At 71.2% G+C, this 24,459-nt stretch carries 25 protein-coding genes, 1 tRNA gene and 6 pseudogenes; 15 read left to right on the forward strand and 17 right to left on the reverse strand.

Features of this window, described 5'->3' with window-relative positions:
• The first annotated feature begins 70 nt into the window (after nucleotides 1–70).
• Entirely contained in the window at nucleotides 71–1,783 is a 1,713-nt protein-coding gene (locus AC5WRT_RS29265; RefSeq protein WP_496100767.1) for a glycoside hydrolase family 6 protein, read from the forward strand.
• Nucleotides 1,784–1,819: 36 nt separating this feature from the next.
• Here the strand turns inward: AC5WRT_RS29265 and AC5WRT_RS29270 are convergent, their stop codons facing one another.
• The gene (locus AC5WRT_RS29270; protein WP_496100768.1) at nucleotides 1,820–2,584 is read right to left on the reverse strand and encodes a phytanoyl-CoA dioxygenase family protein; all 765 of its coding nucleotides are present in this window, start codon (nucleotides 2,582–2,584) and stop codon (nucleotides 1,820–1,822) included.
• A 125-nt stretch (nucleotides 2,585–2,709) separates the two neighbouring features.
• Between AC5WRT_RS29270 and AC5WRT_RS29275 the strand changes: the two genes are divergently transcribed.
• Entirely contained in the window at nucleotides 2,710–3,612 is a 903-nt protein-coding gene (locus AC5WRT_RS29275) for a class I SAM-dependent methyltransferase (protein ID WP_496100769.1), read from the forward strand.
• A 117-nt stretch (nucleotides 3,613–3,729) separates the two neighbouring features.
• Entirely contained in the window at nucleotides 3,730–4,431 is a 702-nt protein-coding gene (locus AC5WRT_RS29280) for an SDR family oxidoreductase (protein WP_496100770.1), read from the forward strand.
• A gap of 13 nt (nucleotides 4,432–4,444) precedes the next feature.
• Here the strand turns inward: AC5WRT_RS29280 and AC5WRT_RS29285 are convergent.
• A pseudogene (locus AC5WRT_RS29285) lies at nucleotides 4,445–4,669 on the reverse strand (glycoside hydrolase family 75 protein); the annotation flags it as partial.
• A 286-nt stretch (nucleotides 4,670–4,955) separates the two neighbouring features.
• On the opposite strand from AC5WRT_RS29285, the gene AC5WRT_RS29290 reads away from it, so the two are divergent.
• On the forward strand, nucleotides 4,956–5,567 hold the full coding sequence (locus AC5WRT_RS29290; RefSeq protein WP_496097220.1) for a hypothetical protein: 612 nt from the start codon (nucleotides 4,956–4,958) through the stop codon (nucleotides 5,565–5,567).
• 72 nt (nucleotides 5,568–5,639) lie between these two features.
• On the opposite strand, the gene AC5WRT_RS29295 is transcribed toward AC5WRT_RS29290, so the two are convergent.
• From AC5WRT_RS29295 to AC5WRT_RS29310, 4 genes are all read right to left on the reverse strand, one after another.
• On the reverse strand, nucleotides 5,640–6,476 hold the full coding sequence (locus tag AC5WRT_RS29295; protein ID WP_496097219.1) for an aldo/keto reductase: 837 nt from the start codon (nucleotides 6,474–6,476) through the stop codon (nucleotides 5,640–5,642).
• Nucleotides 6,477–6,602: 126 nt separating this feature from the next.
• Nucleotides 6,603–8,429 carry an AMP-dependent synthetase/ligase gene (locus AC5WRT_RS29300; protein ID WP_496100771.1) on the reverse strand — a complete coding sequence of 609 codons (1,827 nt, stop codon included), beginning with the start codon at nucleotides 8,427–8,429 and terminating at the stop codon, nucleotides 6,603–6,605.
• Nucleotides 8,430–8,772: 343 nt separating this feature from the next.
• Nucleotides 8,773–9,036 carry a hypothetical protein gene (locus AC5WRT_RS29305; protein ID WP_496100772.1) on the reverse strand — a complete coding sequence of 88 codons (264 nt, stop codon included), beginning with the start codon at nucleotides 9,034–9,036 and terminating at the stop codon, nucleotides 8,773–8,775.
• Between the two features lie 83 nt (nucleotides 9,037–9,119).
• Entirely contained in the window at nucleotides 9,120–9,989 is an 870-nt protein-coding gene (locus AC5WRT_RS29310) for a LysR substrate-binding domain-containing protein (protein ID WP_496097216.1), read from the reverse strand.
• Between the two features lie 140 nt (nucleotides 9,990–10,129).
• Here AC5WRT_RS29310 and AC5WRT_RS29315 point away from each other — a divergent pair, with 140 nt between their 5' ends.
• Nucleotides 10,130–11,173, forward strand: a complete 1,044-nt coding sequence (locus AC5WRT_RS29315; protein ID WP_496097215.1) for a bile acid:sodium symporter family protein — start codon at nucleotides 10,130–10,132, stop codon at nucleotides 11,171–11,173.
• On the opposite strand, the gene AC5WRT_RS29320 is transcribed toward AC5WRT_RS29315, so the two are convergent.
• The 3 genes and pseudogenes from AC5WRT_RS29320 to AC5WRT_RS29330 all read right to left on the reverse strand — a co-directional run bounded on the left by AC5WRT_RS29320 (nucleotide 11,123) and on the right by AC5WRT_RS29330 (nucleotide 12,636).
• A complete protein-coding gene (locus AC5WRT_RS29320; protein ID WP_496097232.1) occupies nucleotides 11,123–11,272 on the reverse strand; it encodes a hypothetical protein in 150 nt (49 codons plus the stop codon). The two genes, AC5WRT_RS29315 and AC5WRT_RS29320, sit on opposite strands and share 51 nt — an antisense overlap.
• Nucleotides 11,273–11,277: 5 nt before the next feature.
• Nucleotides 11,278–11,586: pseudogene (locus tag AC5WRT_RS29325) on the reverse strand (laminin G); the annotation flags it as partial.
• A gap of 132 nt (nucleotides 11,587–11,718) precedes the next feature.
• The gene (locus AC5WRT_RS29330; protein WP_496097214.1) at nucleotides 11,719–12,636 is read right to left on the reverse strand and encodes a quinone oxidoreductase family protein; all 918 of its coding nucleotides are present in this window, start codon (nucleotides 12,634–12,636) and stop codon (nucleotides 11,719–11,721) included.
• A gap of 152 nt (nucleotides 12,637–12,788) precedes the next feature.
• Here AC5WRT_RS29330 and AC5WRT_RS29335 point away from each other — a divergent pair, with 152 nt between their 5' ends.
• Nucleotides 12,789–13,226: a MarR family winged helix-turn-helix transcriptional regulator gene (locus AC5WRT_RS29335; protein WP_496097213.1), complete on the forward strand. Its 438-nt coding sequence runs from the start codon at nucleotides 12,789–12,791 to the stop codon at nucleotides 13,224–13,226.
• Nucleotides 13,227–13,245: 19 nt separating this feature from the next.
• Nucleotides 13,246–13,773 (forward strand): isochorismatase family protein, encoded by a 528-nt coding sequence (locus AC5WRT_RS29340; RefSeq protein ID WP_496097212.1) that lies wholly within the window; start codon nucleotides 13,246–13,248, stop codon nucleotides 13,771–13,773.
• A 66-nt stretch (nucleotides 13,774–13,839) separates the two neighbouring features.
• On the opposite strand, the gene AC5WRT_RS29345 is transcribed toward AC5WRT_RS29340, so the two are convergent.
• The gene (locus tag AC5WRT_RS29345) at nucleotides 13,840–14,220 is read right to left on the reverse strand and encodes a hypothetical protein (protein WP_496097211.1); all 381 of its coding nucleotides are present in this window, start codon (nucleotides 14,218–14,220) and stop codon (nucleotides 13,840–13,842) included.
• Between the two features lie 83 nt (nucleotides 14,221–14,303).
• Here AC5WRT_RS29345 and AC5WRT_RS29350 point away from each other — a divergent pair, with 83 nt between their 5' ends.
• On the forward strand, nucleotides 14,304–14,681 hold the full coding sequence (locus tag AC5WRT_RS29350; protein ID WP_496100773.1) for a type 2 periplasmic-binding domain-containing protein: 378 nt from the start codon (nucleotides 14,304–14,306) through the stop codon (nucleotides 14,679–14,681).
• A 71-nt stretch (nucleotides 14,682–14,752) separates the two neighbouring features.
• Here AC5WRT_RS29350 and fdhD read toward each other — a convergent pair whose 3' ends face one another.
• Nucleotides 14,753–15,601: a formate dehydrogenase accessory sulfurtransferase FdhD gene (fdhD, locus tag AC5WRT_RS29355; RefSeq protein ID WP_496097209.1), complete on the reverse strand. Its 849-nt coding sequence runs from the start codon at nucleotides 15,599–15,601 to the stop codon at nucleotides 14,753–14,755.
• A gap of 7 nt (nucleotides 15,602–15,608) precedes the next feature.
• Nucleotides 15,609–16,331: pseudogene (locus AC5WRT_RS29360) on the reverse strand (2Fe-2S iron-sulfur cluster-binding protein); the annotation flags it as partial.
• Nucleotides 16,332–16,334: 3 nt separating this feature from the next.
• Here AC5WRT_RS29360 and AC5WRT_RS29365 point away from each other — a divergent pair.
• The 4 genes and pseudogenes from AC5WRT_RS29365 to AC5WRT_RS29380 form a co-directional block, all read left to right on the forward strand.
• A pseudogene (locus AC5WRT_RS29365) lies at nucleotides 16,335–16,940 on the forward strand (MFS transporter); the annotation flags it as partial.
• Nucleotides 16,921–17,049, forward strand: coding sequence for an MFS transporter small subunit (locus tag AC5WRT_RS29370; protein ID WP_496097208.1), 129 nt, complete (start codon nucleotides 16,921–16,923; stop codon nucleotides 17,047–17,049). The pseudogene AC5WRT_RS29365 and the gene AC5WRT_RS29370, both read left to right, overlap by 20 nt.
• A gap of 139 nt (nucleotides 17,050–17,188) precedes the next feature.
• Nucleotides 17,189–18,136: a beta-ketoacyl-ACP synthase III gene (locus tag AC5WRT_RS29375; RefSeq protein WP_496097207.1), complete on the forward strand. Its 948-nt coding sequence runs from the start codon at nucleotides 17,189–17,191 to the stop codon at nucleotides 18,134–18,136.
• Nucleotides 18,137–18,267: 131 nt separating this feature from the next.
• Nucleotides 18,268–18,945 (forward strand): GntR family transcriptional regulator, encoded by a 678-nt coding sequence (locus AC5WRT_RS29380; RefSeq protein ID WP_496097230.1) that lies wholly within the window; start codon nucleotides 18,268–18,270, stop codon nucleotides 18,943–18,945.
• Here AC5WRT_RS29380 and AC5WRT_RS29385 read toward each other — a convergent pair.
• Nucleotides 18,911–20,829 (reverse strand): annotated as a pseudogene (locus tag AC5WRT_RS29385) (acetate--CoA ligase family protein); the annotation flags it as partial. The gene AC5WRT_RS29380 and the pseudogene AC5WRT_RS29385 overlap by 35 nt on opposite strands.
• A 444-nt stretch (nucleotides 20,830–21,273) precedes the next feature.
• Here AC5WRT_RS29385 and AC5WRT_RS29390 point away from each other — a divergent pair.
• Both AC5WRT_RS29390 and AC5WRT_RS29395 read left to right on the forward strand, forming a co-directional pair.
• A tRNA-Leu gene (locus tag AC5WRT_RS29390) sits at nucleotides 21,274–21,358 on the forward strand.
• Between the two features lie 282 nt (nucleotides 21,359–21,640).
• Nucleotides 21,641–22,003 (forward strand): annotated as a pseudogene (locus AC5WRT_RS29395) (transposase); the annotation flags it as partial.
• A 47-nt stretch (nucleotides 22,004–22,050) separates the two neighbouring features.
• On the opposite strand, the gene AC5WRT_RS29400 reads toward AC5WRT_RS29395, so the two are convergent.
• From AC5WRT_RS29400 to AC5WRT_RS29415, 4 genes are read right to left on the reverse strand one after another with little or no spacing between them, the layout of a single operon-like run.
• Complete coding sequence (locus tag AC5WRT_RS29400; RefSeq protein ID WP_496100774.1) at nucleotides 22,051–22,479, reverse strand: hypothetical protein; 429 nt, start codon at nucleotides 22,477–22,479, stop codon at nucleotides 22,051–22,053.
• A 5-nt stretch (nucleotides 22,480–22,484) separates the two neighbouring features.
• Nucleotides 22,485–22,661 carry a hypothetical protein gene (locus AC5WRT_RS29405; RefSeq protein WP_496097205.1) on the reverse strand — a complete coding sequence of 59 codons (177 nt, stop codon included), beginning with the start codon at nucleotides 22,659–22,661 and terminating at the stop codon, nucleotides 22,485–22,487.
• Nucleotides 22,658–23,680, reverse strand: a complete 1,023-nt coding sequence (locus AC5WRT_RS29410; protein WP_496100775.1) for an RHS repeat-associated core domain-containing protein — start codon at nucleotides 23,678–23,680, stop codon at nucleotides 22,658–22,660. The genes AC5WRT_RS29405 and AC5WRT_RS29410 overlap by 4 nt, the downstream gene beginning before the upstream one ends.
• On the reverse strand, nucleotides 23,677–23,859 hold the full coding sequence (locus AC5WRT_RS29415; protein ID WP_496097203.1) for a hypothetical protein: 183 nt from the start codon (nucleotides 23,857–23,859) through the stop codon (nucleotides 23,677–23,679). The genes AC5WRT_RS29410 and AC5WRT_RS29415 overlap by 4 nt, the downstream gene beginning before the upstream one ends.
• 46 nt (nucleotides 23,860–23,905) lie before the next feature.
• Here AC5WRT_RS29415 and AC5WRT_RS29420 point away from each other — a divergent pair, with 46 nt between their 5' ends.
• Entirely contained in the window at nucleotides 23,906–24,205 is a 300-nt protein-coding gene (locus tag AC5WRT_RS29420; protein WP_496100776.1) for a transposase, read from the forward strand.
• Nucleotides 24,206–24,459 lie beyond the last annotated feature (254 nt).

A 24,459-nucleotide genomic window follows, 5' to 3' on the forward strand; every position in this document is an offset into this window, starting at 1 on the left:
TACCGGATATCTGAACCGAATCAAAGACTCAGGACACTAGGTCCGCCGGACGACAGAAGGAACCCCACTCATGAGTCGTACCAGAACATCCCTGATCGCTGCCCTGGCGCTGGTCGCCGGGGCCTCCGGGACGGCGCTCGGCACCGGGCCGGCCTCCGCCGCGTCCGCCGCCGTCCCCTGCAGCGTGGACTACAAGGTGCAGAACCAGTGGGACACCGGTTTCACCGCCGCCGTCACCCTCACCAACAACGCGGCCGCCAAGTCGAACTGGTCGCTGAAGTGGTCGTACGCCGGCGACCAGAAGGTCACCAGCGGCTGGAACGCGCAGATCAGCCAGAGCGGCGCCGACGTCACCGCCACCAACGCGAGCTACAACGGCGCGCTGGCGAGCGGCGGTTCGGTCCGCTTCGGCTTCAACGCCTCCTACAGCGGCACCAACGCCGTGCCCGGCACGTTCACCCTCGACGGCGTCACCTGCAACGTCGACGACGGCGGCGGCACGGGCGGTGGCGGTACGGGCGGCACCGGCGGCAAGGTGGACAACCCCTACGCCGGTGCCAAGGTCTATGTGAACCCCGAGTGGTCGGCCCACGCCGCCGCCGAACCGGGCGGCAGCCGCATCTCCGGCCAGCCCACCGCCGTCTGGCTCGACCGGATCGCCGCGATCAACGGCGTGAACGGCGGCATGGGCCTGCGCGACCACCTGAACGAGGCCCTGAAGCAGAAGGGCTCCGGCGACCTGGTGGTGCAGCTGGTCGTCTACGACCTTCCCGGCCGCGACTGCGCCGCCCTGGCCTCCAACGGCGAACTCGGCCCCGACGACATCGACAAGTACAAGACCGACTACATCGACCCGATCGCCTCGATCCTCTCCGACCCGGCCTACGCGGGACTCAGGATCGCCACGGTCATCGAGCCCGACTCGCTGCCCAACCTGGTCACCAACGCCGGCGGCACCGACACCAGCACGGACGCCTGCGTGACCATGAAGAGCAACGGCAACTACGAGAAGGGCGTCTCCTACGCCCTGTCCAAGCTCGGTGCCATCCCCAACGTCTACAACTACGTGGACGCCGCCCACCACGGCTGGCTCGGCTGGGACACCAACCTCGGCCCGGCCGTGCAGGAGTTCTACAAGGTGGCCACCACCAACGGCGCCGACGTGGGCGACGTGGCCGGGTTCATCGTCAACACCGCCAACTACAGTGCCACCGAGGAGCCCTACTTCAAGGTGACCGACACCGTGAACGGTACGACCGTGCGCCAGTCGAAGTGGGTGGACTGGAACCAGCACGTGGACGAGCAGTCGTACGCGCTCGCCCTGCGGGACAAGCTGGTCGCCGCCGGGTTCGGCTCCGGCATCGGCATGCTGATCGACACCTCCCGCAACGGCTGGGGCGGCACCGCCCGGCCCACCGGTCCCGGACCGCTGACCTCCGTGGACGACTACGTCGACGGCAGCCGCACCGACCGGCGCATCCACGTCGGCAACTGGTGCAACCAGAGCGGCGCCGGTCTCGGCGAACGGCCGACCGCGGCCCCGGCCGCCGGTATCGACGCCTACGTGTGGGCCAAGCCGCCGGGGGAGTCCGACGGTTCCAGCACCGCCGTCGCCAACGACGAGGGCAAGGGCTTCGACCGGATGTGCGACCCGACGTACGGCGGCAACGCCCGCAACGGCAACAACCCGACGGGCGCCCTGCCGGACGCCCCGCTGGCCGGGCACTGGTTCTCCGCCCAGTTCCGGCAGCTGATGCAGAACGCCAACCCGCCGCTGTCCTGACACCGGCGCGCTGAACCTCCGCCGGGGCTCCGGGCGCTAATGCCCGAGGCCCCGGCGGATCGCGCGCTCCACCGGCGAGTACGCGCCGTCGGTCCGCTCCAGCGCGTACGGCACCGCCGGATACAGCGGCGGCTGCGCCATGAAACGGGGCCGGCTGCCGTGATGCGGCTGGGCCGCGTGCACCAGGAAGGGGTGACAGAGGTAGACGTCGCCGGGGCGGCCGGTGGCGTGGGCGAGCCGGCGGTGCGTCGAGGCCCGCTCCAGCCGGGGGCCGAGCTCCAGGACGGAGGCCCCCGCCTCGCCGTACGGCACCAGCAGCGCGGGCACGTCCAGATGGGAGCCGACCCGGATCCGGGTCGGGGCGTCGGCCTCGGTGACCTCGCTGAACAGGAACAGCATCAGCAGCGCGCGGTCCCGCGAGCGCAGATTGGCGAAGGACCAGCTCTCGCCCTCCGGCAGGTAGCTCCCCTCGATGTGCCAGCCCGCGTCGTCCGGCTCCTCGGCGTGCGGGAACCGCAGCGGGAAGGAGCCCAGCGAATGGCGCGGCGCCCACCGGCCCTCACCGACGAGCAGATCGAACGCCTCGTGCAGGGCAGGAGAGTTGACCGCCGCGTCGAAGGGCTCCTGGGCCATGTCCCCGACCCACACCACGGGGTCCTTCCAGGTGCCGGGGTCGTCCGGGACGTAGCCGGTCTCCCGCCACAGCAGCCCGGCGCACTCCCGCGCGACCGGGGCCGGGACCGCGCCGTCGATCTTCACGAAGCCGTCGGTGAGAAAACGGTGCGCCAGGTCGTCGTCCACAAGGCCCCATGCTGGCGCCCGTCCCGTTCCCGCGCATCCCGTTTTTTGCGGCACCGGCAACGAAACTGGCACCGCCCCCGTGCGCCGTCGCACCCTGGCCGCACCCGAGCGAGAGGCTGACCACCATGGCACACGACCACCACGCCCACCCCGGGCACGGCGCGCATCACGGCCACACCCACGGCGACGACATCGACTGGGCCGCGATGGCCGCGACGCTGGAGGCGGAGGCCGAGGTGTTCGCACCGGCGTACGCGCGCGCGCTCGCCTGGCTGGGCAGGGAGGTGACCGAGCCCGGTCTGATCGTGGACGCGGGCAGCGGGCCCGGGGTGATCGCCTGCCTGATGGCCGAGACGTTCCCCGGTGCGCGGGTGGTCGCCGCCGACGGCTCCGGACCGCTCCTGGAGCGCGCCCGGACCCGGGCCGCCCGAGAGGGTGTCGCCGACCGCTTCGACACCCTCGCCGGTGAACTGCCCGAGTCCCTCGCCGAGCTCGACTACCCGGTGGACCTCCTGTGGGCCAGCCGCAGCCTGCACCACCTCGGCGACCAGAAGGCCGCGCTCGCCGCGTTCGGCGCCCGGCTCGCCCCCGGCGGCACGCTGGCCATCCTGGAGGGCGGCCTGCCCTCCCGCTACCTCCCCCGGGACATCGGCTTCGGCCGCCCCGGACTCCAGGCGCGCCTCGACGCCGCCCAGGAGGACCGCTTCGCCCGGATGCGCGCCGAGCTGCCCGGCGCGGTCGCCGAGACCGAGGACTGGCCCGCCCTGCTGACCGCGGCCGGCCTGAAGCACACGGGCACCCGCAGCTTCCTCCTCGACATCCCCGCGCCCGTACCGGAGCGGGCCCGCGCCTTCGTCGTCGCCGCGCTGACCCGCGTCCGCGACGTCCTCACCGACACCCTCGACACCGACGACATCGCCACCCTCGACCGCCTCCTCGACCCCGCCGACCCCCGCAGCGTCCACCAGCGCCCGGACGTGTTCGTCCTGTCGGCCCACACGGTGCACCGGGCGGTACGGCCGGTCTGACCGACGGCGCGCCCGCTCCGTGCCGCCCCGGCACGGGGGCCGGTCAACGCGCACTTGACTTCGAGAGTGCTCCAAGTGATGGACTCCCGGTCTCACCGACGCACAGGGGGACCTCGCATGAACGACTCTCCGGTCGCACTCGTCACCGGCGGCGCCACCGGCATCGGCGCCGCCGTCGCCCGGCAGCTGCTCGCCGCCGGTCACCGGGTGACCGTCACCGGCCGTACCGAGACCCGGCTGCGGGACTTCGCCGCCGGACTCGGCGATCCCGAGGAGCTGCTGACGGTCGCGGGCAACGCGGCGACGTTCGACGATGTACAGGATGCCGTCGACCGTACGCTCAAGACGTACGGCCGGCTGGACACGGTCGTCGCCAACGCCGGCTTCGCCACCCATGACACCGTCGCCGAGGGCGACCCGGCCGGCTGGCCCGAGATGGTGCTCACCAACGTCCTCGGTCCCGCCCTGCTCGTCCGGGCCTCCGTCGAGGCGCTGAAGGAGTCCCGCGGCCGGATCGTGCTGGTCGGCAGCGTTGCCGGGTTCGTGAACACTCCCGGCAACCTCTACGGCGCCACCAAGTGGGCGGTCACCGGGCTGGCCGAGAACACCCGGCGCCAGGTCACGGAGTTCGGGATCGGTGTCACGCTGGTCGCCCCCGGCCGGGTGGAGACCCCGTTCTGGGACGGCCTCGGCAGTCTGCCTCCGGGGAATCTGCTGACCGCCGACCAGATCGCCGACTCGGTGGTCTGGGCGATCCGGCAGCCGGCCGGGGTCGACGTCAACACCGTGGTCGTACGCCCGCTGGGACAGCCCAACTGACGTACTGCGCCGGTCAGTTGTTCGCGACGAACCGCCTGGCCGGCTGGTCCCCGAGGGAGACCGCTGCGCTGTGGCTCTCGGTGGGGGAGACCTTGGAGTTCCTGAACAGGTCGTGGGTCACGCCGGGGTCGGCCCCGCCCGTCTTCGGGTCGGGGTCGATGCCGAGCGCCGCGGCCTTGGCGCACGACGCCTCACCGATGATCTTCGTGGGTCCGGTGTCGCCGACGACGGCGTACTCCGCGTGCGCGGGCAGCACGCTCGCGGCGAGCAGCGCGGCCCCGGAGGCCGCGGCGAAGGCCCGGGTTCGAAGGCGCACGGCGGGAGGCGCTTCTGTTGGGAAAGTTTCCTTACTGATGATGCCTACCGTGGCTCATGGTCATATCCCTGCCAATCCATGGAGGCCGCCTGTCGAAACCTCTGCGTATTGCGGTGACTTCCGACCGTGGCAAGACTGGAGAAAAGCACTTTTCCGGATATGTCGGCCGTCATCGGCCGCGTGGTCACGGTTCCGGGAGGCGAGGCGCATGTTCGTACGCACGGTGTACGCGACCGGCGATCCGGGGCAGCTGGGCCTGGCCGTCGGGGCTGTGAACACCCGCGGGCACGACCTGCTGGAGGACCGGCCGGGCTACCGGGGCGCGGGCGTCTTCGTCGACCGTGAGCCGGGCAAGATGCTCACGGTCAGCTGGTGGGAGTCGGCGGAGGCGCGCCGCAACAGCGACGAGGTGATGAGCGTGCGGCGGCCGGAGCTGTTGCAGCCCTTCGCCGGCACCGTCGCCGTCGAGAACTACGAGGCCGCCGTCCTGCACTCCGGGCGCCGGCCCCTCACCGGCGGCGGGCTGCGGATCACCCGTTTCGAGTGCGACCCGGCCGACGCGGACCTCGCCGCCGACACCTTCCGCACGGGTGTGCTGCCCCGGCTGGAGGTGCTGCCCGGATTCGCCGGCGCGGCCCTGTTCCTGGACCGCGAACGCGGCCGCGGCATGACCGGCGTCCTCTTCGCCGACCACCCCTCGTTCACCGCGAGCCGGGCCCGCCAGGCCGCGGTGCGGCGCGAGGGCGCGGCCAAGGCGCGCGTCACGGTGGTCACGCTGGAGGAGTTCGAGGTCCTGTACGCCGCCGTCCGCGGCGACTGACCCCGAGAACGGGTACGGCCGTCCGTCCCGCACTCCCGGGGGCGGACGGCCGCGAGGTGCCGGGCGCGGGCGTCAGCCCATGTCGAACGTGGCCGGGTCCGGACCCAGGCGCCGGTCCTCGTTGAGCGCGCTGATCGCCGCGAGGTCCTCGTCGTCCAGGCTGAAGTCGAAGACCTCGATGTTCTCCTTGATCCGGGACGGCGTCACGGACTTCGGGATCACGATGTTGCCGAGCTGGATGTGCCAGCGCAGCACGACCTGGGCCGGCGTACGGCCGTGCTTCTGCGCGATGGCGACGATCGCCGGCACCTCCAGCAGGCCCTTGCCCTGGCCCAGCGGCGACCAGGCCTCGGTCGCGATGCCCTGCTCGGCGTGGAACTCGCGGGCCGCGTGCTGCTGCAGGTGCGGGTGCAGCTCGATCTGGTCGACCGCCGGGATGACGGAGGTCTCGGCGATCAGCCGCTCCAGGTGCTCGTTGAGGAAGTTGGACACGCCGATGGCGCGGACCCGGCCGTCGGAGAGCAGCTTCTCGAGCGCCTTGTAGGTGCCGACGCAGGTGCCGCGGGCCGGCAGCGGCCAGTGGATCAGGTACAGGTCGACGTAGTCCAGGCCCAGCCGCGCCAGCGACGCGTCGAACGCGCGCAGCGCGGCGTCGTACCCGTGGTCGGCGTTCCAGAGCTTGGTGGTGACGAAGACGTCCTCGCGGGGCAGGCCGGAGGCGGCGATGGCCCGGCCGGTGCCCTCTTCGTTGCCGTATACGGCCGCGGTGTCGATGCTGCGGTACCCGGCCTCCAGCGCCAGGGCGACGGTCCGCTCGGCCTCGGCGTCCGGCACCTGCCAGACGCCGTAGCCCAGCTGGGGCATCTCGATGCCGTTGTTGAGGATGATCGGGGGGACCTTGCTGCTCACGAGCCTCTTGATCCTTCGGTTGTCGACAGCTGCTACTCCCATGGTCAACGATCACGGGCCGCGCCGCATTCCTGACGGTGCCGGCCGGCTCGACCGGTGCGTCGTGGAGACCGGTCCCCCCTGGCGTCAAGATCGGTAGAGGGCCTCGACCTCGTTGTCGTACACCTTCTCGATCGCCTTGCGCTTCAGCTTCAACGACGGGGTGAGCAGGCCGTGTTCCTCGGTGAACGGCTGCGCGAGGATGCGGAAGGTACGGATCGACTCGGCCTGGGAGACGAGCGTGTTGGCGGCGACCACCGCCCGCCGCACCTCCGTCTCCAGGTCCGGGTCGCGCACCAGCTGGGCCGGGCTCATGCTCGGCTTCCCGCGCATCTGCAGCCAGTGCTCGACCGCCTCCTGGTCGAGGGTGACCAGGGCCGCGATGTAGGGGCGGTCGTTGCCGACGACGATGCACTGGTTGACCAGCGGATGCTCGCGGACCCGCTCCTCCAGCACCCCGGGGGAGACGCTCTTGCCGCCGGAGGTCACCAGGATCTCCTTCTTGCGGCCGGTGATGGTCAGGTAGCCGTCCTCGTCGAGCGATCCGAGGTCGCCGGTGGCCAGCCAGCCGTCGTGCAGGGACTCGTCGGTGGCCTTGGGGTTGTTGAGGTAGCCCTGGAAGACGTTGGCGCCGTGCAGCCAGACCTCACCGTCGTCGGCGATGTGCACGGTCGTTCCGGGGATGGCCTGGCCGACGGTGCCGTAGCGGGTGCGCTCGGGCGGGTTGGCGGTCGCCGCGGCCGTGGACTCGGTCAGGCCGTAGCCCTCGTAGATCTGCACGCCCGCGCCCGCGAAGAACAGGCCCAGCCGGCGGTCCATCCCCGAACCGCCGGACATCGCGTTGCGTATCCGGCCGCCCATGGCCGCGCGCACCTTCGCGTACACGAGCTTGTCGAAGAGCTGGTGCTGCATGCGCAGCCCGGCCGAGGGGCCGGGCCCGATGCCCCAGGCCTTCGCCTCCACGGCCTCCGCGTACTTCACCGCGATGTCGACCGCCTTCTCGAACGGCCCCGCCTTGCCCTCCTTCTCCGCCTTGCGCCGGGAGGCGTTGAAGACCTTCTCGAAGATGTACGGCACCGCGAGGATGAAGGTCGGCCGGAACGCCTGCAGGTCGGGCAGCAGGGCGGCGGCGTTCAGCTGCGGCTGATGGCCGAGGCGGACCTTGCCGCGGATGGTGGCGACCTCCACCATCCGCCCGAAGACGTGCGCGAGCGGCAGGAACAGCAGGGTGGACGCCTCGTCGCCCTTCTTGGAGTGGAACACCGGCTCCCAGCGCCTGACCACGCTGTCCGCCTCGAACATGAAGTTGCCGTGCGACAGGACACAGCCCTTGGGGCGGCCGGTGGTGCCCGAGGTGTAGATGACGGTGGCGGTCGACTCCGGAGTGACCGCCTGCCGGTGGCGGTGCACCAGCTCGTCGTCCAGGTGCGCCCCGGCGTCGTACAGCTCCTGCACGCAGCCGGAGTCCAGCTGCCACAGCTGGCGCAGCTGCGGGAGCCGGTCGATGACGGTGGCGATGGTCATCGCGTGGTCCTCGTGCTCCACGATCGCCGCGGACACCTCGGCGTCGTACAGCATCCAGAAGCACTGCTCGGCCGAGGACGTGGGGTAGACGGGTACCACCTGGGCGCCGATCGACCACAGGGCGAAGTCGAACAGGGTCCACTCGTAGCGGGTGCGGGACATGATGGCGACGCGGTCACCGAAGCGGATGCCGCGTGCCAGCAGGCCCTTGGCGAGCGCCATGACCTCGTCGCGGAACTCGGCGGCGGTCACGTCGCGCCACTGACCGGCGGCGTCCTTACGGCCGAGCGCGACGTGCGCCGGGTCCGTCAGGGCATGCTCGAAGACCACATCGGCCAGACCGCCCACAGGCGGTGCCGATGTGAGCGGCGGGTTGGTGAACTCGCGCAAACCTCGCTCCCCGATCCTCGCTGCATGGTCACGCCCGTGATGCTCGGCACAGCGCGGTGAAAGCTACCCCACGCCGTCACGGGGCGGGAGAGGGTAGGAAACCGAATAAACGTCACGTTTCCTCAGTGCGGTGACCGGAAAATGCCCGTACAAGGGGAGGGGCCGGACACAATACTGACGGGTCAGTAAGTTCCGGTGCCGTAATCTCCACCGAATCTGTACGCGGCGATTACGGCGCACACCGACCCCATCGCCGCATATGCGGCAGGCGCCGGAGCCTGTGAAGACGCGCGTGCGGGGGCGGCCCGGGAGTCCCGGGCCGCCCCCGCCGCGGTTCAGCCCGTCAACGGTGCACCGGCACCGCCCTCCGTGCCTGCGAGACCTCCTCCTTCTCCGCCGCCGGCCGGCCCGGACGCACCAGCAGAAGCACCAGCGCCCCCGCGGCCATGCCCGCAAGTCCGGCCACCACCGGGGCACCGTTCAGCCCCGCCGCGAACGCCGTGTGCAGGGTGCGCTCCGGGACCCGGCCGCGCAGCGCGCCGGACATCCGCGAGGTGAGCACCGCGCCGAAGACGGCGACCCCGAGCGCGTACCCGAGCTGTCGCACGGTGTTCGGCCCGGGGGGCCGGCCGCCTCGCCGGCGTCGTCGCTTCCCGTCCGGGTGGACGTGCCGCAGTCGGCCGTGAGGCGTCAGCCGCCCCGCCGTCGCAGACGTTCCCCGCCCGCGAGGACCGCCGCCGCCAGGGCGTTCGCGGCCTCCTCCGCAGTGCCCCGGCGGCGGCCGTGGACGAGCACGAAGTCGACCTTGCCCAGGTCCGGCAGGCCGAAGCGGTCCGGCAGCCGGAACAGTCCGGGCGGGATCAGGCGCCTGGAGTGGGCCATCACGCCGAGCCCGGCGCGAGCCGCCGCGGTCAGCCCGTTGAGGCTGCCGCTCGTGCACACGATCCGCCAGTCGCGTCCCTCGCGTTCCAGCACGTCGAGTGCGCGGGCCCGGGTGATGCCGGGCGGCGGATACACGATCAGCGGCACGGGCCGGTCCGCGTCCAGGCGCAGCCGCTCGGCGCCGATCCACACCAGGTCGTCGCGCCAGACCAGTTCGCCCCGGGGATCCTCCGGGCGCCGCTTGGCCAGCACCAGGTCCAGCTTTCCGGCGGCCAGTTGCTCGTGCAGGGTCCCGGACAGCTCCACGGTCAGCTCCAGGTCGACCTCCGGATGGTCGTAGCGGAAGCTCTCGAGGATCTCCGGCAGCCGGGTGAGCACGAAGTCCTCCGACGCGCCGAACCGCAGCCGGCCACGCACCCGGGTGCCGGTGAAGAACGCCGTCGCCTGCTCGTGGACCTGCAGAATCCGGCGGGCGAAGCCCAGCATCGCCTCGCCGTCCCCGGTCAGCTCCACCGCATGGGTGTCCCGGGTGAACAGCTGCCGACCGGTCGCGTCCTCCAGCCGGCGGACATGCTGGCTGACCGTGGACTGGCGCAGGTCCAGCCGGCGCGCGGCCTGTGTGAAGCTCAGCGTCTGGGCCACGGCCAGGAAGGTACGCAGCTGTGTCGGGTCGTACACGCCCCTCAGCCTATCGGTAATCGCGAATCATGATGGCAGTCAGAGTGGTATACGGGATTCCCGAACAGCGGTCCGAGGAGGATCATCGAGAGGGGCCCGTGCGGCCCCGGACCGAACGACCACACTGCAATCGGAGCACCGTGAAACGCCTGCGCTGGCCGACTTGGATGCCGGTCGACCCGTACATCGTGCTGCTGCTCGGGACGGTGGGCCTCGCGGCGCTGTTCCCGGCGCACGGCACGGCCGCCCACGTCGCCTCCGGCGCCTCCACGGCCGCGATCGCCTTCCTCTTCTTTCTCTACGGCGCCCGGCTCTCGACGCGGCAGGCGCTGGACGGACTGCGCCACTGGCGGCTCCACGTCACCGTGCTGGTCTGCACGTTCGTGCTCTTCCCTCTGTTCGGGCTGGCCGCCCGCGCCCTGGTGCCGGTGCTGCTGACCCTGCCGCTCTACCAGGGCCTTCTGTTCCTGACGCTGGTGCCGTCCACGATCCAGTCGTCCATCGCGTTCACCTCGATCGCCCGCGGCAACGTGCCGGCGGCGATCTGTGCGGGCTCCTTCTCCTCCCTCGTCGGCATCGTCCTGACCCCGCTCCTGGCGGCCGGACTGCTGGGCAACAGCGGCGGCGGGTTCTCCGCCGACTCTCTGGTCAAGATCGTCCTGCAGCTGCTGGTGCCGTTCCTCGCGGGGCAGGTGCTGCGGCGCTGGATCGGGGGGTTCGTCGCCCGGCACAGGAGGATTCTCGGGATGGTCGACCGCGGCTCGATCCTGCTGGTCGTCTACACGGCGTTCAGCGAGGGAATGATCCGCGGCATCTGGCACCAGGTGAGCCCCGTCCGGCTCGGCGGGCTGCTGGCCGTCGAGGCCGTCCTGCTGGCCGTGATGCTCGCCCTGACCTGGTACGGCGGCAAGGCGCTCGGCTTCGGCCGGGAGGACCGGATCGCCATCCAGTTCGCCGGCTCGAAGAAGTCCCTCGCCTCCGGGCTGCCCATGGCGAGTGTCCTGTTCGGCGCCCACGCCTCCCTCGCCGTGCTGCCGCTGATGCTGTTCCACCAGATGCAGCTGATGGTGTGCGCGGTCATCGCCAAGCGCCGGGCCCGGGACCCGGAACGGACTCCGGGCGCCGGCCGCGGGTCAGCCGCTCACGTGGTCCAGGGGCAGCCACAGCACCGTGTCCTTCGGTGACCTGAGCGCCTTCGGGTCCGACACCTCCTCGTCGCTCAGGGCCCGGTCCCAGACGTGCACCTCCTCGATGTCGCCGGTGCAGAAGGACCTGCTGTCCATGCGCTGGTGCGGCCGCCGTCGGTGGAGCGCTTGACGACGATGTCGATGTCGGCGGCGTCGCCGCAGTTGAGGACCCGGCCCTCGGCGAACGCCAGCAGCGTGGCGTCGGTCGTCCGCACGATCGCCGGTATGCGAAAGCAGGCGTTGCCGGGGTTGGGAGGCCCTGAACAGGACCTGCTGCTCGAACTCGGGGGTGCTTGCGGCATGGTGCGCGTGTGCGGGGTGGGGGGTGCGAGCGGCACCAGGAGCAGTGCCGCCGTGCTGAGAGCGGTGGTGAGTACGGCTCTGAGGCGGGCGCGTAGACCTGACGGCAGGTGCGACCTTGCCCTTCGTCGGCCGGACATCTGGACATCCGGACATCCCATCTCCGACGTGCGCACCGTCGACGGTAGTTGGGGCAAGGGCGCCCCACAAGAAGCGTGCGGCGCACAGAACCCGCGAAGGCCCTACGGGCGCAGCACCACCTTGCCGAGATTGGCTCGCAGCTCGATCGCCTCGTGTGCCTTCGCGGCGTCCTCCAGCGCGAACTCCGCGTGTACGGCGGGCTTCAGGGCGCCCTCGGTGAACAGCCGCCACAGCTCCTGGCGCCACCGCTCGTACAGGTCCGGCCGGCCGCGGGCGATCAGGGCCATCTGGAACCCGGTCACCGACTTGGCCCCCACCAGCAGGTCGTACGCCCGGATGGTGCCGCCGCCCGAGCTGTAGGCCACGAGCCGGCCGTGCGGGGCCAGGGCGGCAAGGGCGGGGGTGAGCAGGTCGCCGCCCACGGCATCCAGTACGCAGTCGACGGGATCTCCCCAGCTGTCGTCGCCGTACCGGATGCAGTCGTCCGCGCCGAGCGACCGGACGAACTCCGCCTTGCCCGGATCCGACACGGCCCCCACCACCCGCCCCGCGCCCCGCGCCCGCGCCAGCTGCACGGCCAGGTGGCCGACCCCGCTCGCCGCCGCCGTGACGAGCACCGACTCGCCCGGCGCCGGGCGCGCAGCCTCCAGCGCCCCGTAGGCCACCAGGCCGCCGCGCACCAGCGCGACCGCGTCCACGACGCTCGCGCCGTCCGGTACCGGGGAGGCCATGGTCTCGTGCAGCAGGGCGAAGTCGGCGTACCCGTGCCCGAAGCACAGCCCGGTCACCCGCTCGCCCGTCCGGAAGCGGGTGACGCCGTCGCCGGCCGCCACCACCTCGCCGGCGATCTCTCCGCCCAGCGCGATCGGCTCGGCGGCCTCGGTGACCTTGCGGACCACGGGCAGGGTGACGCCGACCGCGCCGCAGCGCACCAGCAGCTCCCCGGGGCCGGGCTCGGGGACGGGGGTCTCCTCCAGGAACAGCGGGCCGCCGGTCGACTCGTACCGGACGCGTCGCATCGTGCACACCTCCACGCCGGATGTGTCCGGCTCAGCTTCGGGCCGGGCGGTCCGGCCTCTCAACCGTTGGGAATCCCCATGAATTCGTGGGGAGGTCCAACGTAGCCGAGATTCGTTGGGAGGCCCAACGTTTTCTCGGGTAGGCTCCCGCCATGGCCGAAGCACCCCTGCCCGCGATCCGCTCCCTGCCCAGCTGGCTCCTCGGCCGCGCCGCCGCCCGGGGGCGCGCCCTGGTCGCCGGCGCGCTCGCGGCCGAGGGGCAGAAGATGTGGCACCACGTGGTCCTCTCGGCCGTCCGCGACCTGCAGCCCGTCGCCCAGGCCGACCTCGGCCGCAGCGTGGGTCTGGACCCCAAGGACCTGGTCGGCGTGCTCAACGACCTGCAGTCCGCCGGCCACGTCGTACGCGCCCCCGACCCCCGCGACCGGCGCAAGAACGCCGTCACCCTCACCGGCCGCGGCGCCCGCCTCCTCGCCCGCTGCGAGCAGGCCGCCCGCGCCGCCAACGACGAGCTGCTCGCCCCGCTGTCGGCCGCCGAACGCGATCAGTTCATTGGCCTGTTGATCCGGATTTCCGGCACGGACGGCTGACGGCGGCTAACGTTCCGTCATGACCGCAGCTTCCGTTCTCGACCCGCAGCGCACCGCCCTGGTCCTGATCGACCTGATGGAACGCATCGTCGCGCTGCCCCTGGAACCCCGCAAAGGCACCGACGTGCTCGCCACCGCCCAGGAGTTGGCGCACACCTTCCGCACCGCCGGGGCACCCGTCGTCCTCGTCCGGGTGGAACGCCCCTCGGTCGCCGAACAGCCGCCCGGCAGCTCGCTGGTGCCCGGCCTCGCCGCCGACGGCGACCTGGAGGTGGTCAAGCGCACCATCGGCGCCTTCCAGGGCACCGGCCTCGATGAGCGGCTGCGCGAACGCGGCGTCACCACCCTGGTGTTCGGCGGCATCGCCACCAACCTCGGTGTCGAGTCCACCGCCCGCGCCGCCGCCGACCTCGGCTACGACCTGGTCTTCGTCGAGGACGCCATGGCCGCCTTCACCGCCGCCGAGCACGAGGCGTCCGTCCGGTTCGACTTCCCCCGTCTCGGCACGGTCGCGGCCGCCGCCGACGTACGCCTCAGGCCCGCCTGAGACCTCACACCAGCGGCCCGCCCCCGTCCACGACCACCGCCGCACCGGTGCTGTAACCCGCCCGCATCAGTTACGGGTACGCCCCGGCCGCATCCGTCGGCTCGCCGACCCGCCCCACCGGCAGCGACTCGGCGGACGACCGGAACCCTCCCGGTCGGCCTCCGGCAGTTCCCGCCGCAGCCCGGTGCGCACCACCCCGGGCGAGACCACGTTCACCCGCAGCGGCGCCGGCTCCACGGCCGGCGCCCGGGTCGGCGACTCCGTCGCCCCGCACACTCGACGGCGGCCGGGCGCCAACTCCTCGACGACGCCGGTCATCTCCTCGCCACCGCCGACGCGGCCCGGCGCAGGGTACGGCGGGCCGCGCGGGGCCCGCACCGGCTCGTGGTCGGCTTCCGGGCCGGTCTCGTGGTCACGCCGGGCCTGCGCGCCTTCGGCGCCGCCCACCCGGACATCGACGTACAGGCCGTCGTGTCGAGTGGGACGACCGGGCGCAGCTGATTCTCGACGGGACGGTCGACCTCGCCCGTGTGCGCCTCGACGAGCGCGGGCTCACCCTGGTGCCGCTGTTCACCGAGACCCGCGTGGCGATGCTGCCCGCGGACCAGCGGCCGGCCGGCAAAGCCCAGCCGGCCCTGGCCGACCTGGACGGCGAGACCTGGCTGCGCTGCACCGACCCGGCGCCGGACGACGTGCTGATCCGCTCGGTCGAGGAGAAGTCGAAGCGGGTGGCCGCGGACACGGGCGTCACGCTGGTCCCCGTGTCGATCGCCGAGCAGTACACCCGCCCGGACATCACCTACGCGCCCGTGCCGGACGTCGAACCCGACCAGGTGTACCTCTGGGAGACGGGCCGCCGCTCACCGCCGATCGCCGCGTTCGCCGACGCGGCGCGGTCGCTCCGTTGACGCGGGCCCGGCGGCGCAGGGGGCGCTCCCCGCCGTCCGGACCCCGCCGCCGTGCCGCGGGGGAGACCTCCTCAGCCCTGGGCGGCCGCCTCCCGCAGGGCGATGCGGTCCTCGCCCGCGTACACGTTCATCGAGCTGCCCCGCAGGAAGCCCACCAGGGTCAGGCCGGTCTCCGCGGCCAGGTCCACCGCCAGCGACGACGGCGCCGACACCGCCGCCAGCACCGGGATGCCCGCCATCACCGCCTTCTGCGCCAGCTCGAACGACGCCCGCCCGGAGACCAGGAGGACCGACCGCGACAGCGGCAGCTCCCCGTCGCGCAGCGCCCGCCCGACCAGTTTGTCGACCGCGTTGTGCCGGCCCACGTCCTCCCGCACGTCCAGCAGCGTGCCGTCCTCGCCGAACAGGGCCGCGGCGTGCAGGCCCCCCGTCCGGTCGAACACCCGCTGGGCCGCCCGCAGCCGGTCGGGGAGGCCGGCCAGCAGCTCCGGGGTGACCCGGACCGGGGGCGTGTCGGCGATCGGGAAGCGGGCGGTCGTCCGTACGGCGTCCAGGCTCGCCTTGCCGCACAGGCCGCAGGAGGAGGACGTGTAGACGTTCCGCTCCAGGGTGAAGTCGGGAAGGGCCACGTCCGGGGCGGTCGTCACATCGACCACGTTGTAGGTGTTGGAACCCTCGACCGTCGCCCCCGCGCAGTAGACGATGTTCCGCACATCCTCCGCGGCGGCCAGGACACCCTCGCTCACCAGAAACCCCGCCGCCAGCGCGAAGTCGTCGCCGGGCGTGCGCATGGTGATGGCGAGCGGTTTTCCGTTCAGCCGGATCTCCAGGGGTTCCTCGGCGACGAGTGTGTCCGGTCGGGAGGAGAGCACCCCGCCCCGGACACGGAGGACCTTGCGTCGTTCCGTGACTCGTCCCATGTCCTGATCAGCCCCGGTTCTGTACGTGCTGGTAGCCGAAACGGCCCTTGATGCAGAGATTCGCCGTGGGTCACCGGCTCGTCGTGCGGTGAGGTGACCTTCACGATCTCATTGTCCTGCACATGGAGCGTGAGAGTGCAGCCCACACCGCAGTACGCGCACACCGTCGACGTCCGCGTCTGCCGTGACTCCTCCCAGGTGCCCGCCGCCCGCATGTCGTACTCCGTCTTCGGCGCGAGCGCATCCGTCGGGCACACCTCGACGCAGTTACCGCAGTACACGCAGGCCGAGTCGGGCAGCGGGGCGTCGTGCTCGACGGCGATCCGGGCGTCGAAACCGCGCCCGGCCACCGAGATCGCGAAGGTGTTCTGCCACTGGTCGCCGCAGGCGTCGACGCACTTGTAGACAGGATGCACTTTCCGTAGTCGCACACGTACAATTCGTTGTCGATCCTCGGTTCCTCGTCCACGCGTGCCGCGTCGGGACCGCACCGGTCCGGCTTCGCCTCGTACTCCTTGATCCACTCGGTCGCTCCCGGTGTGGTCGACAAGTCGACAGAGGAGGCGAGCAGCTCCAGGACGATCTTCCGGCTGTGCCGGGCACGCCCGGTGCCGGTGCGCACCTCCATTCCCGGCTCGGCCCGGCGCGAGCAGGCCGGCACCAGCGTCCGGGAGCCCTCCACCTCCACCACGCACACCCGGCAGGCGTTCTTCGGGCGCAGCGTGTCGCCCCAGTGACCGCAGGCATCGGCATCCTGGAGAAGGCCGCGCCGGTGATCACGGACTTCTTCGCGAACAGCTCCACGCCGGTGTCGGCCTCCGCGGCCGCCGGATTCGTGGCACTGCTGTCGGCGGCCGACATGGCCGACCGGACCGGCTGGTCGTCCGCCTCCGACCGGATCGGCCGCAAGAACATCTACCGCTGCTACCTCGGTGTCGGCGCGCCGATGTACCTGCTCCTCGCGCTGTTCGGGGACTCGGCGAAGCCGCTGTTCGTCCCGTGCGCCCTCGTGATCCTCTCCTTCTACGGCGGCGGCTTCGCGACGGTCCCCGCCTATCTGAAGGACCTCTTCGGCACCTATGAGGTCGGCGCCATCCACGGCCGGCTGCTCACCGCCCGGTCCACCGCGGGCGTACTCGGGCCGCTGATCGTCAACTGGATCGCGGACCGGCAGAAGGAGGCCGGCAAGCACGGCGCGGCGCTGACGGGCTGTCGTTCGGCATCATGATCGGCCTGCTCGTCGTCGGCTTCGTCGCCAACGAACTTGTCCGTCCCGTCCACACCCGCCACCACCACCTCCCCGCAGAGGGAGGTCGCAGATGCCCAGCGACAGCAGCCCGCCCAGCCGGCGGGGCCTGATCACCCTCGCCTGGCTGTGGGTGGGAGCACCCCTCGGCTACGGGGTGTACGAACTCGTGCAGAAGGCGACCCAGCTGTTCACGGGATGAATGCTCGGGCGTCCGAGGGTCTGAGGGAAGCCGACAACTCGGGCGCCCGATTCCTGTGGCTTCACCTGCCGTCGTACCCGCGGGTCACTGATCAGACTGGTGGATCCCGCTACCCACGGCAACGAGGGGACTTCCCGCCATGCACGGCTCGCGCATCGCCGCCATCGGTCACCATCAGCCCGCCCGAGTGCTCACCAACGAGGACCTGGCCGGCCTGGTCGACACCAGCGACGAGTGGATCCGCGGCCGCGTCGGCATCCGGACCCGGCACATCGCGGGCCCCGACGAGCCCGTCGACGAACTGGCCGCCTGCGCCGCGGCCAAGGCCCTGGCCGGCGCCGGTCTGGCCCCCGGCGACATCGACCTGGTCCTCGTCGCCACCTCCACGGCGATCGACCGCTCCCCGAACACGGCCGCCCGTGTCGCGGCCCGGCTCGGCATCCCGCGGCCCGCCGCGATGGACGTCAACGTGGTCTGCGCGGGGTTCACGCACGCGCTGGCCACCGCGGACCACACCGTCCGGGCCGGCGCGGCACGGCGCGCCCTGGTCATCGGCGCCGACAAGATGTCCGACGTCACCGACTGGAGCGACCGCAGCACGTGTGTCCTGGTCGGCGACGGGGCGGGCGCCGCCGTCGTCGAGGCCTGCGCGCCGGGGGAGGAGCCGGGGATCGGGCCGGTCCTGTGGGGGTCGGTGCCTCAGATGGGGCACGCGGTGCGGATCGAGGGCACCCCGCCGCGGTTCGTCCAGGAGGGGCAGAGCGTCTACCGCTGGGCCACCACCCAGTTGCCCGCCATCGCCCGCGGCGCCTGCGACAGGGCCGGCGTGGCGCCAGGGGAACTCGCCGGGGTCGTCCTGCACCAGGCCAACCTGCGCATCATCGAACCCCTCGCCGAGAAGCTCGGCGCCGTCAACGCGGTGATCGCCCGCGATGTCACCGAATCCGGCAACACCTCGGCCGCCAGCATCCCGCTCGCCTTCTCCAAGCTGGTCGAACAGGGAGCGCTCAGCGCCGGCGACCCGGTGCTGCTGTTCGGCTTCGGCGGCAACCTGTCGTACGCCGGGCAGGTCGTACGCTGCCCGTGAGGCGGCCGGCGTGAGCGGGTGAAGCCGGCGCGAACAGGGCTGGATCTTGTGCACAGTAGTCTGTAGACAAAAGACAATCGATACTGAGCTTCAGCGTGAACGCACCGGACCTGCCCAGGAGGGGGACCGCGATGTTGTCGACCGGACTGCCGCAGGGGGCCGTGCCCAAGCTGGAACGCCCCGGACCGCTGCGCGAGCGCGTCTACGAGGCGCTGCTGGAGCTCATCACCACCCGCGCGCTGCAGCCCGGCCAGCACCTGGTCGAGAGCGAACTGGCCGGGCACCTGGGCGTCTCCCGGCAGCCGGTGCGCGAGGCACTGCAGCGACTCAACACCGAGGGCTGGGTCGATCTGCGGCCCGCGCAGGGCGCGTTCGTGCACGAACCGACGGCCCAGGAGGCCGACCAGCTGCTCACCGTCCGCACCCTGCTGGAGGCGGAGGCCGCCCGGCTGGCCGCCGTCGACGCCACCGCCGAGAAGGTCGGCGCGCTGGTGGAGCTGTGCGCCGAGGGCGAGAAGGCCGTCGCGGCCGACGACGTCGACCGCGCCGTCGCCCTCAACGCGGCCTTCCACGCCAAGATCATGGAACTCGCGGGCAACGCGGTCCTCGCCGAACTCGCCGCCCAGGTCGACCGCCGGGTCCGCTGGTACTACACCCCGGTGGCCCGGCAGCGCGGGCGCCAGTCGTGGATCGAGCACCGGGAGCTGATCTCCGCGATCGCCGACCGCGACGACGCGCGGGCCGCCGCGCTGATGCGCATCCACACCGAGCACACCCGCCGCTCCTACCACCAGCGGGGCGGCGCCTGACCGCCCCGCTCGCCGGGCACGGGTGTTCGCCTTCCGGCGAACCGTTCGCGGTTTCGGAGGCCACGACCCCGCGCTCGAACAGGTACTGGCAGGCCTCCTCCACCTCCACGTCGCCCGCCAGGGAAGCCACCACCGGCTTCTCGATCCCGCGCGCACGGAACTCGGCGACCACGCGCGCCGTCAGCTCCGCGAAGACCATCGGCAGGGTGACGATGGTGTGCCAGTAGCCGAGCACCAGCGCGTGGATCCGAGGGTCCTCCAGACCCAGCCGGACCGTCGCCTCGTACGTCGACGGCGGCTCGCCCCCGGTGATGTCGACCGGGTTGCCGGCCGCGCCGAACGGCGGGATGAACCGGCGGAACGCCTCGTCGAGGTCCGGCGGAATCTCCATCAGCGACAACCCGTTGTCGGTCACCGCGTCCGACAGCAGCACCCCGCTGCCGCCCGCACCGGTGGTGATCACCACGTTGTCGCCCCTCGGAGCGGGCAGGACGGGCAGGGCGCGGGCGTACTCCAGCATGTCGTTCAGGCCCGGCGCCCGGATGACACCCGCCTGCTTCAGGACGTCGTCGTACACCGCGTCGTCGCCCGCGAGCGCGCCCGTGTGCGAGCCGACCGCCCTGGCGCCCGCCGCCGTACGGCCCGCCTTCAGCACCACCACCGGCTTCTTCGGCACGGTGGCCCGCGCCGCCGCCACGAACGCCCGCCCGTCCTTCAGGTCCTCGAGGTGCATGGCGATGCACTCGGTGTGCGGGTCCTCGCCGAACCAGGTCAGCAGGTCGTCCTCCTCCAGGTCCGACTTGTTGCCGAGGCCGACGATCGCCGACACACCCGTCTTCGTGGTGCGGGCGAAGCCGAGGATCGCCATGCCGATGCCACCGGACTGCGAGGTCAGCGCCACGCCACCCTTGACGTCGTACGGCGTGCAGAACGTGGCGCACAGGTCCTGCCACGTGGAGTAGTAGCCGTAGATGTTGGGGCCGAGCAGGCGGACGCCGTACCGCTCGGCGATCTCCACGATCTCCGCCTGGAGCGTGTGTTCGCCAGTCTCCGCGAATCCGGAGGGAATGAGGACGGCATTGGGGATCCCCTTGCGGCCCACCTCCTCCAGCGCGGCTGCCACGAACCGGGCGGGAATGGCGAAGACGGCCACATCCACCTCACCGGGAACGTCCGTGACCCTCTTGTGCGCCTTGCGGCCCAGAATGTCATCGGCCTTGGGGTTCAGGGGATGGATCTCTCCGGGGAACCCGCCGTCGACGAGGTTGCGCATGACCGAGTTGCCGATCTTGCCGGGCTCGTTGGAAGCGCCGACGACGGCGACCGAGGACGGCTGCATCAGCCGGCGCATGGAGGCGAGGATCTCCTCGCGTGTGTACGCCTTCCTCGGCACCGGCTGATGCTCGGCGAGGATCACCCGGACGTCGGCGGCGACCGCGCCCTCGGGCGTCGCGATCACCGGGTTCAGGTCCACCTCGGCGATCTCCGGGAACTCCGCGACCAGTTGGGAGACCCGCCGGATCTGCTCGGCGGCCGCCGCCCACCGGTCGATGCCGGTCTGCCCGCGCACCCCGCGCAGGAGCTCCGCCGAGCGGATGGAGTCCAGCATCGACAGCGCCTCGTCGGCCGTGACCGGCGCGCCAGCCGGAACGTCACGTCCTTCAGCACCTCGACCAGCACACCGCCGAGCCCGAACGCCACCACCTTCCCGAACGTCGGGTCGGTGACCGCGCCGACGATGACCTCCTGGCCCCTGGGCAGCAGCTCCTGCACCTGCACGCCCTCGATCCGGGCCCCCGCGTCGTGGGCGCGGGCGTTCTCGATGATGCGGCAGAACGCCGACCGTACCGCCGCGGCGCCCTCCACACCCACGACGACACCGCCGTGCACCGAGAGCGGATCCGACGCATGCCACCCATCTCACCCCGAACCCCTCGCCGCCGAACCACCGGCCCGACGCCCCCCGGCCCCCCTCCTGAAACCCGGCACGGCCTACCCCGACGCCTGGCGGCGCTGTCTCGCCGCCACACCCGCGGCCGGGGCTCCTCCTGGCGCGGCGCCTTCGTCGGCGGCGACCTCCTCGTACGCTCCGTGACCCAGGGCCCCGCGGGGGAGCGGCTGCCCGGCAACTTCCCGGACTACCAGCTCATGCCGTGACCTCACGGCACGCACACGCGATGTCGCGTTCCGTGCACGCCGCAAGGGGGCCGGCCCGCCTCCCCGGGCCCCCGCCCACAGGACGGATACGCAGGTGAAACGTACTCCGAAACCTTGGTATTGTTGTCCCTGTCGCCACGGGGACCACCCCCGCAAGGCGGCACACACCTGGTCCGGGTGGCGGAATGGCAGACGCGCTAGCTTGAGGTGCTAGTGCCCTTTATCGGGCGTGGGGGTTCAAGTCCCCCCTCGGACACAACGATTGAGGATACGGTGACGAGGGCCTCGACCTTACGGTCGCGGTCCTCGTTGCGTGTTCGTAGCTGATCGTGATGCCCAGGGCCTCGTAGAGCGGATATTTCTTCTCGACGGCAGCAGTCTGGATGCGCTGTGCAATCTCTCCAAGACTCTCAGTGATCCCCCGGATCTGTCGCGCGTCGAGCGGGGATTGCTTCTTCCGGGGGACGGCGGGTTGCGCGTCGAGCTTCGCTGGCGGCAACGCCAGCACCGCGCTCCAGGCCGACTCAACCGCGCACACGCCGAGAAAGCGATCGAGGCGTTCGCCAAGACCTACGGCGCCAAGTTCCCCAAGGCCGTCGCGAAGATCACCGACGACGCCGAGGAACTGCCGGCGTTCTACGACTTCCCCGCCGAGCACTGGATCCACCTGCGGACCACGAACCCCATCGAGTCGACCTTCTCCACGGTCAAGCTCCGCACCAAGGTCACCCGCGGCGCCGGCAGCCCGGCCGCGGCCCTCGCGATGGTGTTCAAGCTCGTCGAGTCCGCCCAGGCCCGCTGGCGCGCAATCCGAGGAGCCCACCTCGTCGCCCTGGTCCGCGCGGGCGCCACGTTCGAAAACGGCGTCCTGGTCGAGCGCACAGAAGCCGACGCTGCTTGATCACGCGTCACCCGAACCACAACTCTTGACAATTGCTCCTCAGCCACTCACCCCTTCCTGCTTGGTACGAGGGGACGGAATGCGGCTAGGGCAGCTTCCCAGTCGGATGCGACCGGGTCTTCCGGGGGGAGGGCGGGATCCAGGTCTTCTGCCGCGCGCAGCACGGCTGAGGCGAGCTCCGGCGCCGTCGTCCGTGCGACGACGCCGCTCTTGCCAGCGACCGACAGGCCGTCTTTGGTCCGTCGCACGACAAGACCGAAGGAGGTGTCGGCACCGGTGAAGCTCAGCACACGGGCGTTGCCCCGGAGAAAGGCACCCAGGCTGTCCAGCAACTGGACGACCGAAAGGTAGATCATCATGCCCTGATCGGGAACGTGGCCAGCCGAGTCGGCCGTGCCGAGGTCCCCGGCGACGGCCATGTCCCCCAGCTCGAAACCGCTGGCCTCGCCCTGGCCGGGCCGTACGGTGAACTGCACAGTAATCACGGTGTGTAGCTCTTTCCTACCGGGAAGAAGGTGATGACGCGGTTTCCGTCCTCGGAGTCGACGATGAGCCGATACCGGGCTGACATACCGTTCACGGTCATCCTCTTCTCGAAGGTCTGGATCCGGCGCGCGGGATCCGATACCCGCTGGCCTCGCTGGATCATTGTCTTCACGGCTTTCTCCACCTGCTCACGGTGGTCGACGGAGGCATCAGTTCACCGTGGCCGCCTTGGGCGGTGCCCGAGATATGACGCTCGTCGATGTGCTGCGAGCCCTCCTTGGGGTTGCCGTTCTCCAGCCTCGGAGTGGTGCGGCAGAGCGCGAGACCGTATGGGTCCATCCAGGTGAGCGGATGAGGGCCGTACCAGTACGGGTTCGAGCCGGCTTCCAGACCGAGCGGGTCCGGGGAGAGGTACGCCGCAGTCTCGGGGTCGTAGTAGCGGTGGAGGTTCTGGTTGAGGCCGGATTCCGCATCGGCGTATTGGCCGGGGAAACGCAAGGGGCAATCCACGGCCTCGGCATCGTCCACGGGTGTCGGATACCGGGTGCCCCACAGGGCGGTACGCATCTGCCAGTCGACGTCACCGTCGGAGGAGACCAGTTCGGTCGGGGTGCCGATCACGTCCGTGATGACAGCGTGGAAGCGAGTGGTGTGGTCGGCCGTGGTCTCCTCGACGAGCCGGGAGAGGAAGGACGCACCCTCGGGAACGACCACGTGCCTGCTGCTGGTCTGGGCGACGGGGCGGTGTGTACCGGGGGCGTAGTCCCACGTCGTGACCCTGCCGTCCGCGAGACTCTGCTCGGCGAGCAGAGTCTCCTCCCACGTGAAGTCCGTCCGGTCGGCCTCCGAACCGCCCGGCAGGTGCCTGAACTTGGCGATGCGTCGGCCCAGCGGGTCGTAGACGTACCGCCATCGGTCGCCCTCGGGCGTGACGACCTCGACGAGCCGGTCCTCCGCGTTCCAGGCGTACGCCCACGTCTTCGCCTGTCCGCTCAACAGCTTGCGCGTTTTGTGGGTCCGGCGGCCCTGGGAATCGTAGGTGTACGTGGTGTCGCCCGCCCGCTGGATCAGCATGCCGTCGATGTCACGACCACCGGGGGCGGCGTGGTCGGCCGCGGACACGTCGGTGAGGTTGCCTGAGCTGTCGTAGGCATAGGTCTCGCTCCAGCCGTGGGCTCGTACACCCGTCACTCGTCCCACATGGTGTCGAGGTCGAAGTGACGTGTGCCCGTTGCGAGTTCTCGGAACTCGGTCAGGTGGCCGTCGGCTCGGTAGGCGTACGCGCGGTGCTGCAACAGGTTGTGCGCACCCGCTGTGAGAGATTGGGCGGTGAGGCGATCGACCTCGTCCCAGGTCTGCGTGAGTATCACACCGTTGCCCAGGTGACGTTCATGGCACGACCTTCCCGTTACCCGCTTGAGCCGCCGCCGTGCGGTGCGCATGGTCGCCGAGGCGCGCGACGACTACCCGAACGAGACGGCCGCCTTGCAAGCGGTGACGGAGAAGCTCGGCATCGGCTCCCGCGAGACGCTGCGGAACTGGGTGAAGCAGCACGAGATCGATGCGGGGACGCGGCCGGGGACGACGACGGAGGAGTCTGCCCAGCTCAAGGCGCTGAAGAAGGAGAACGCTGAACTCAAGCGGGCCAACGAGATCCTCAAGGCCGCGGCAAGTTTCTTCGCGGCCGAGCTCGACCGGCCACACACACGCTCGTAGCGTTCATCGACGAGCACCGGGACCGCTTCGGCGGTGTCGAGCCGATCTGCAGGGCGCTCACCGAGTACGACTGCAAGGTCGCCCCTTCCCCCTACTACGCCCACAAGAAGCGAATGGCCGCCCCGTCCGCACGATCGGTGCGGTCGTTTCCCTTGTCGTGCAACGGTGTTGCACGACAAGGGACGCCATCGCAGTCGGCGTACGCGTCCAGCCCATCCGGCACCGAGTGTGCCCTCACCCCGGCACGCCTGTGG

The sequence above is a fragment of the Streptomyces sp. NTD91 genome (assembly GCF_059510455.1).

Excerpts from the sequence above, each read along its gene's own strand:
- AC5WRT_RS29265 (WP_496100767.1), top strand. The coding sequence starts at position 71 with ATGAGTCGTACCAGAACATCCCTGATCGCTGCCCTGGCGCTGGTCGCC.
- AC5WRT_RS29275 (WP_496100769.1), top strand. The coding sequence starts at position 2,710 with ATGGCACACGACCACCACGCCCACCCCGGGCACGGCGCGCATCACGGC.
- AC5WRT_RS29280 (WP_496100770.1), top strand. The coding sequence starts at position 3,730 with ATGAACGACTCTCCGGTCGCACTCGTCACCGGCGGCGCCACCGGCATC.
- AC5WRT_RS29290 (WP_496097220.1), top strand. The coding sequence starts at position 4,956 with ATGTTCGTACGCACGGTGTACGCGACCGGCGATCCGGGGCAGCTGGGC.
- AC5WRT_RS29320 (WP_496097232.1), bottom strand. The coding sequence starts at position 11,272 with ATGGACAGCAGGTCCTTCTGCACCGGCGACATCGAGGAGGTGCACGTC.
- AC5WRT_RS29330 (WP_496097214.1), bottom strand. The coding sequence starts at position 12,636 with ATGCGACGCGTCCGGTACGAGTCGACCGGCGGCCCGCTGTTCCTGGAG.
- AC5WRT_RS29335 (WP_496097213.1), top strand. The coding sequence starts at position 12,789 with ATGGCCGAAGCACCCCTGCCCGCGATCCGCTCCCTGCCCAGCTGGCTC.
- AC5WRT_RS29340 (WP_496097212.1), top strand. The coding sequence starts at position 13,246 with ATGACCGCAGCTTCCGTTCTCGACCCGCAGCGCACCGCCCTGGTCCTG.
- fdhD (WP_496097209.1), bottom strand. The coding sequence starts at position 15,601 with ATGGGACGAGTCACGGAACGACGCAAGGTCCTCCGTGTCCGGGGCGGG.
- AC5WRT_RS29370 (WP_496097208.1), top strand. The coding sequence starts at position 16,921 with ATGCCCAGCGACAGCAGCCCGCCCAGCCGGCGGGGCCTGATCACCCTC.
- AC5WRT_RS29375 (WP_496097207.1), top strand. The coding sequence starts at position 17,189 with ATGCACGGCTCGCGCATCGCCGCCATCGGTCACCATCAGCCCGCCCGA.
- AC5WRT_RS29380 (WP_496097230.1), top strand. The coding sequence starts at position 18,268 with ATGTTGTCGACCGGACTGCCGCAGGGGGCCGTGCCCAAGCTGGAACGC.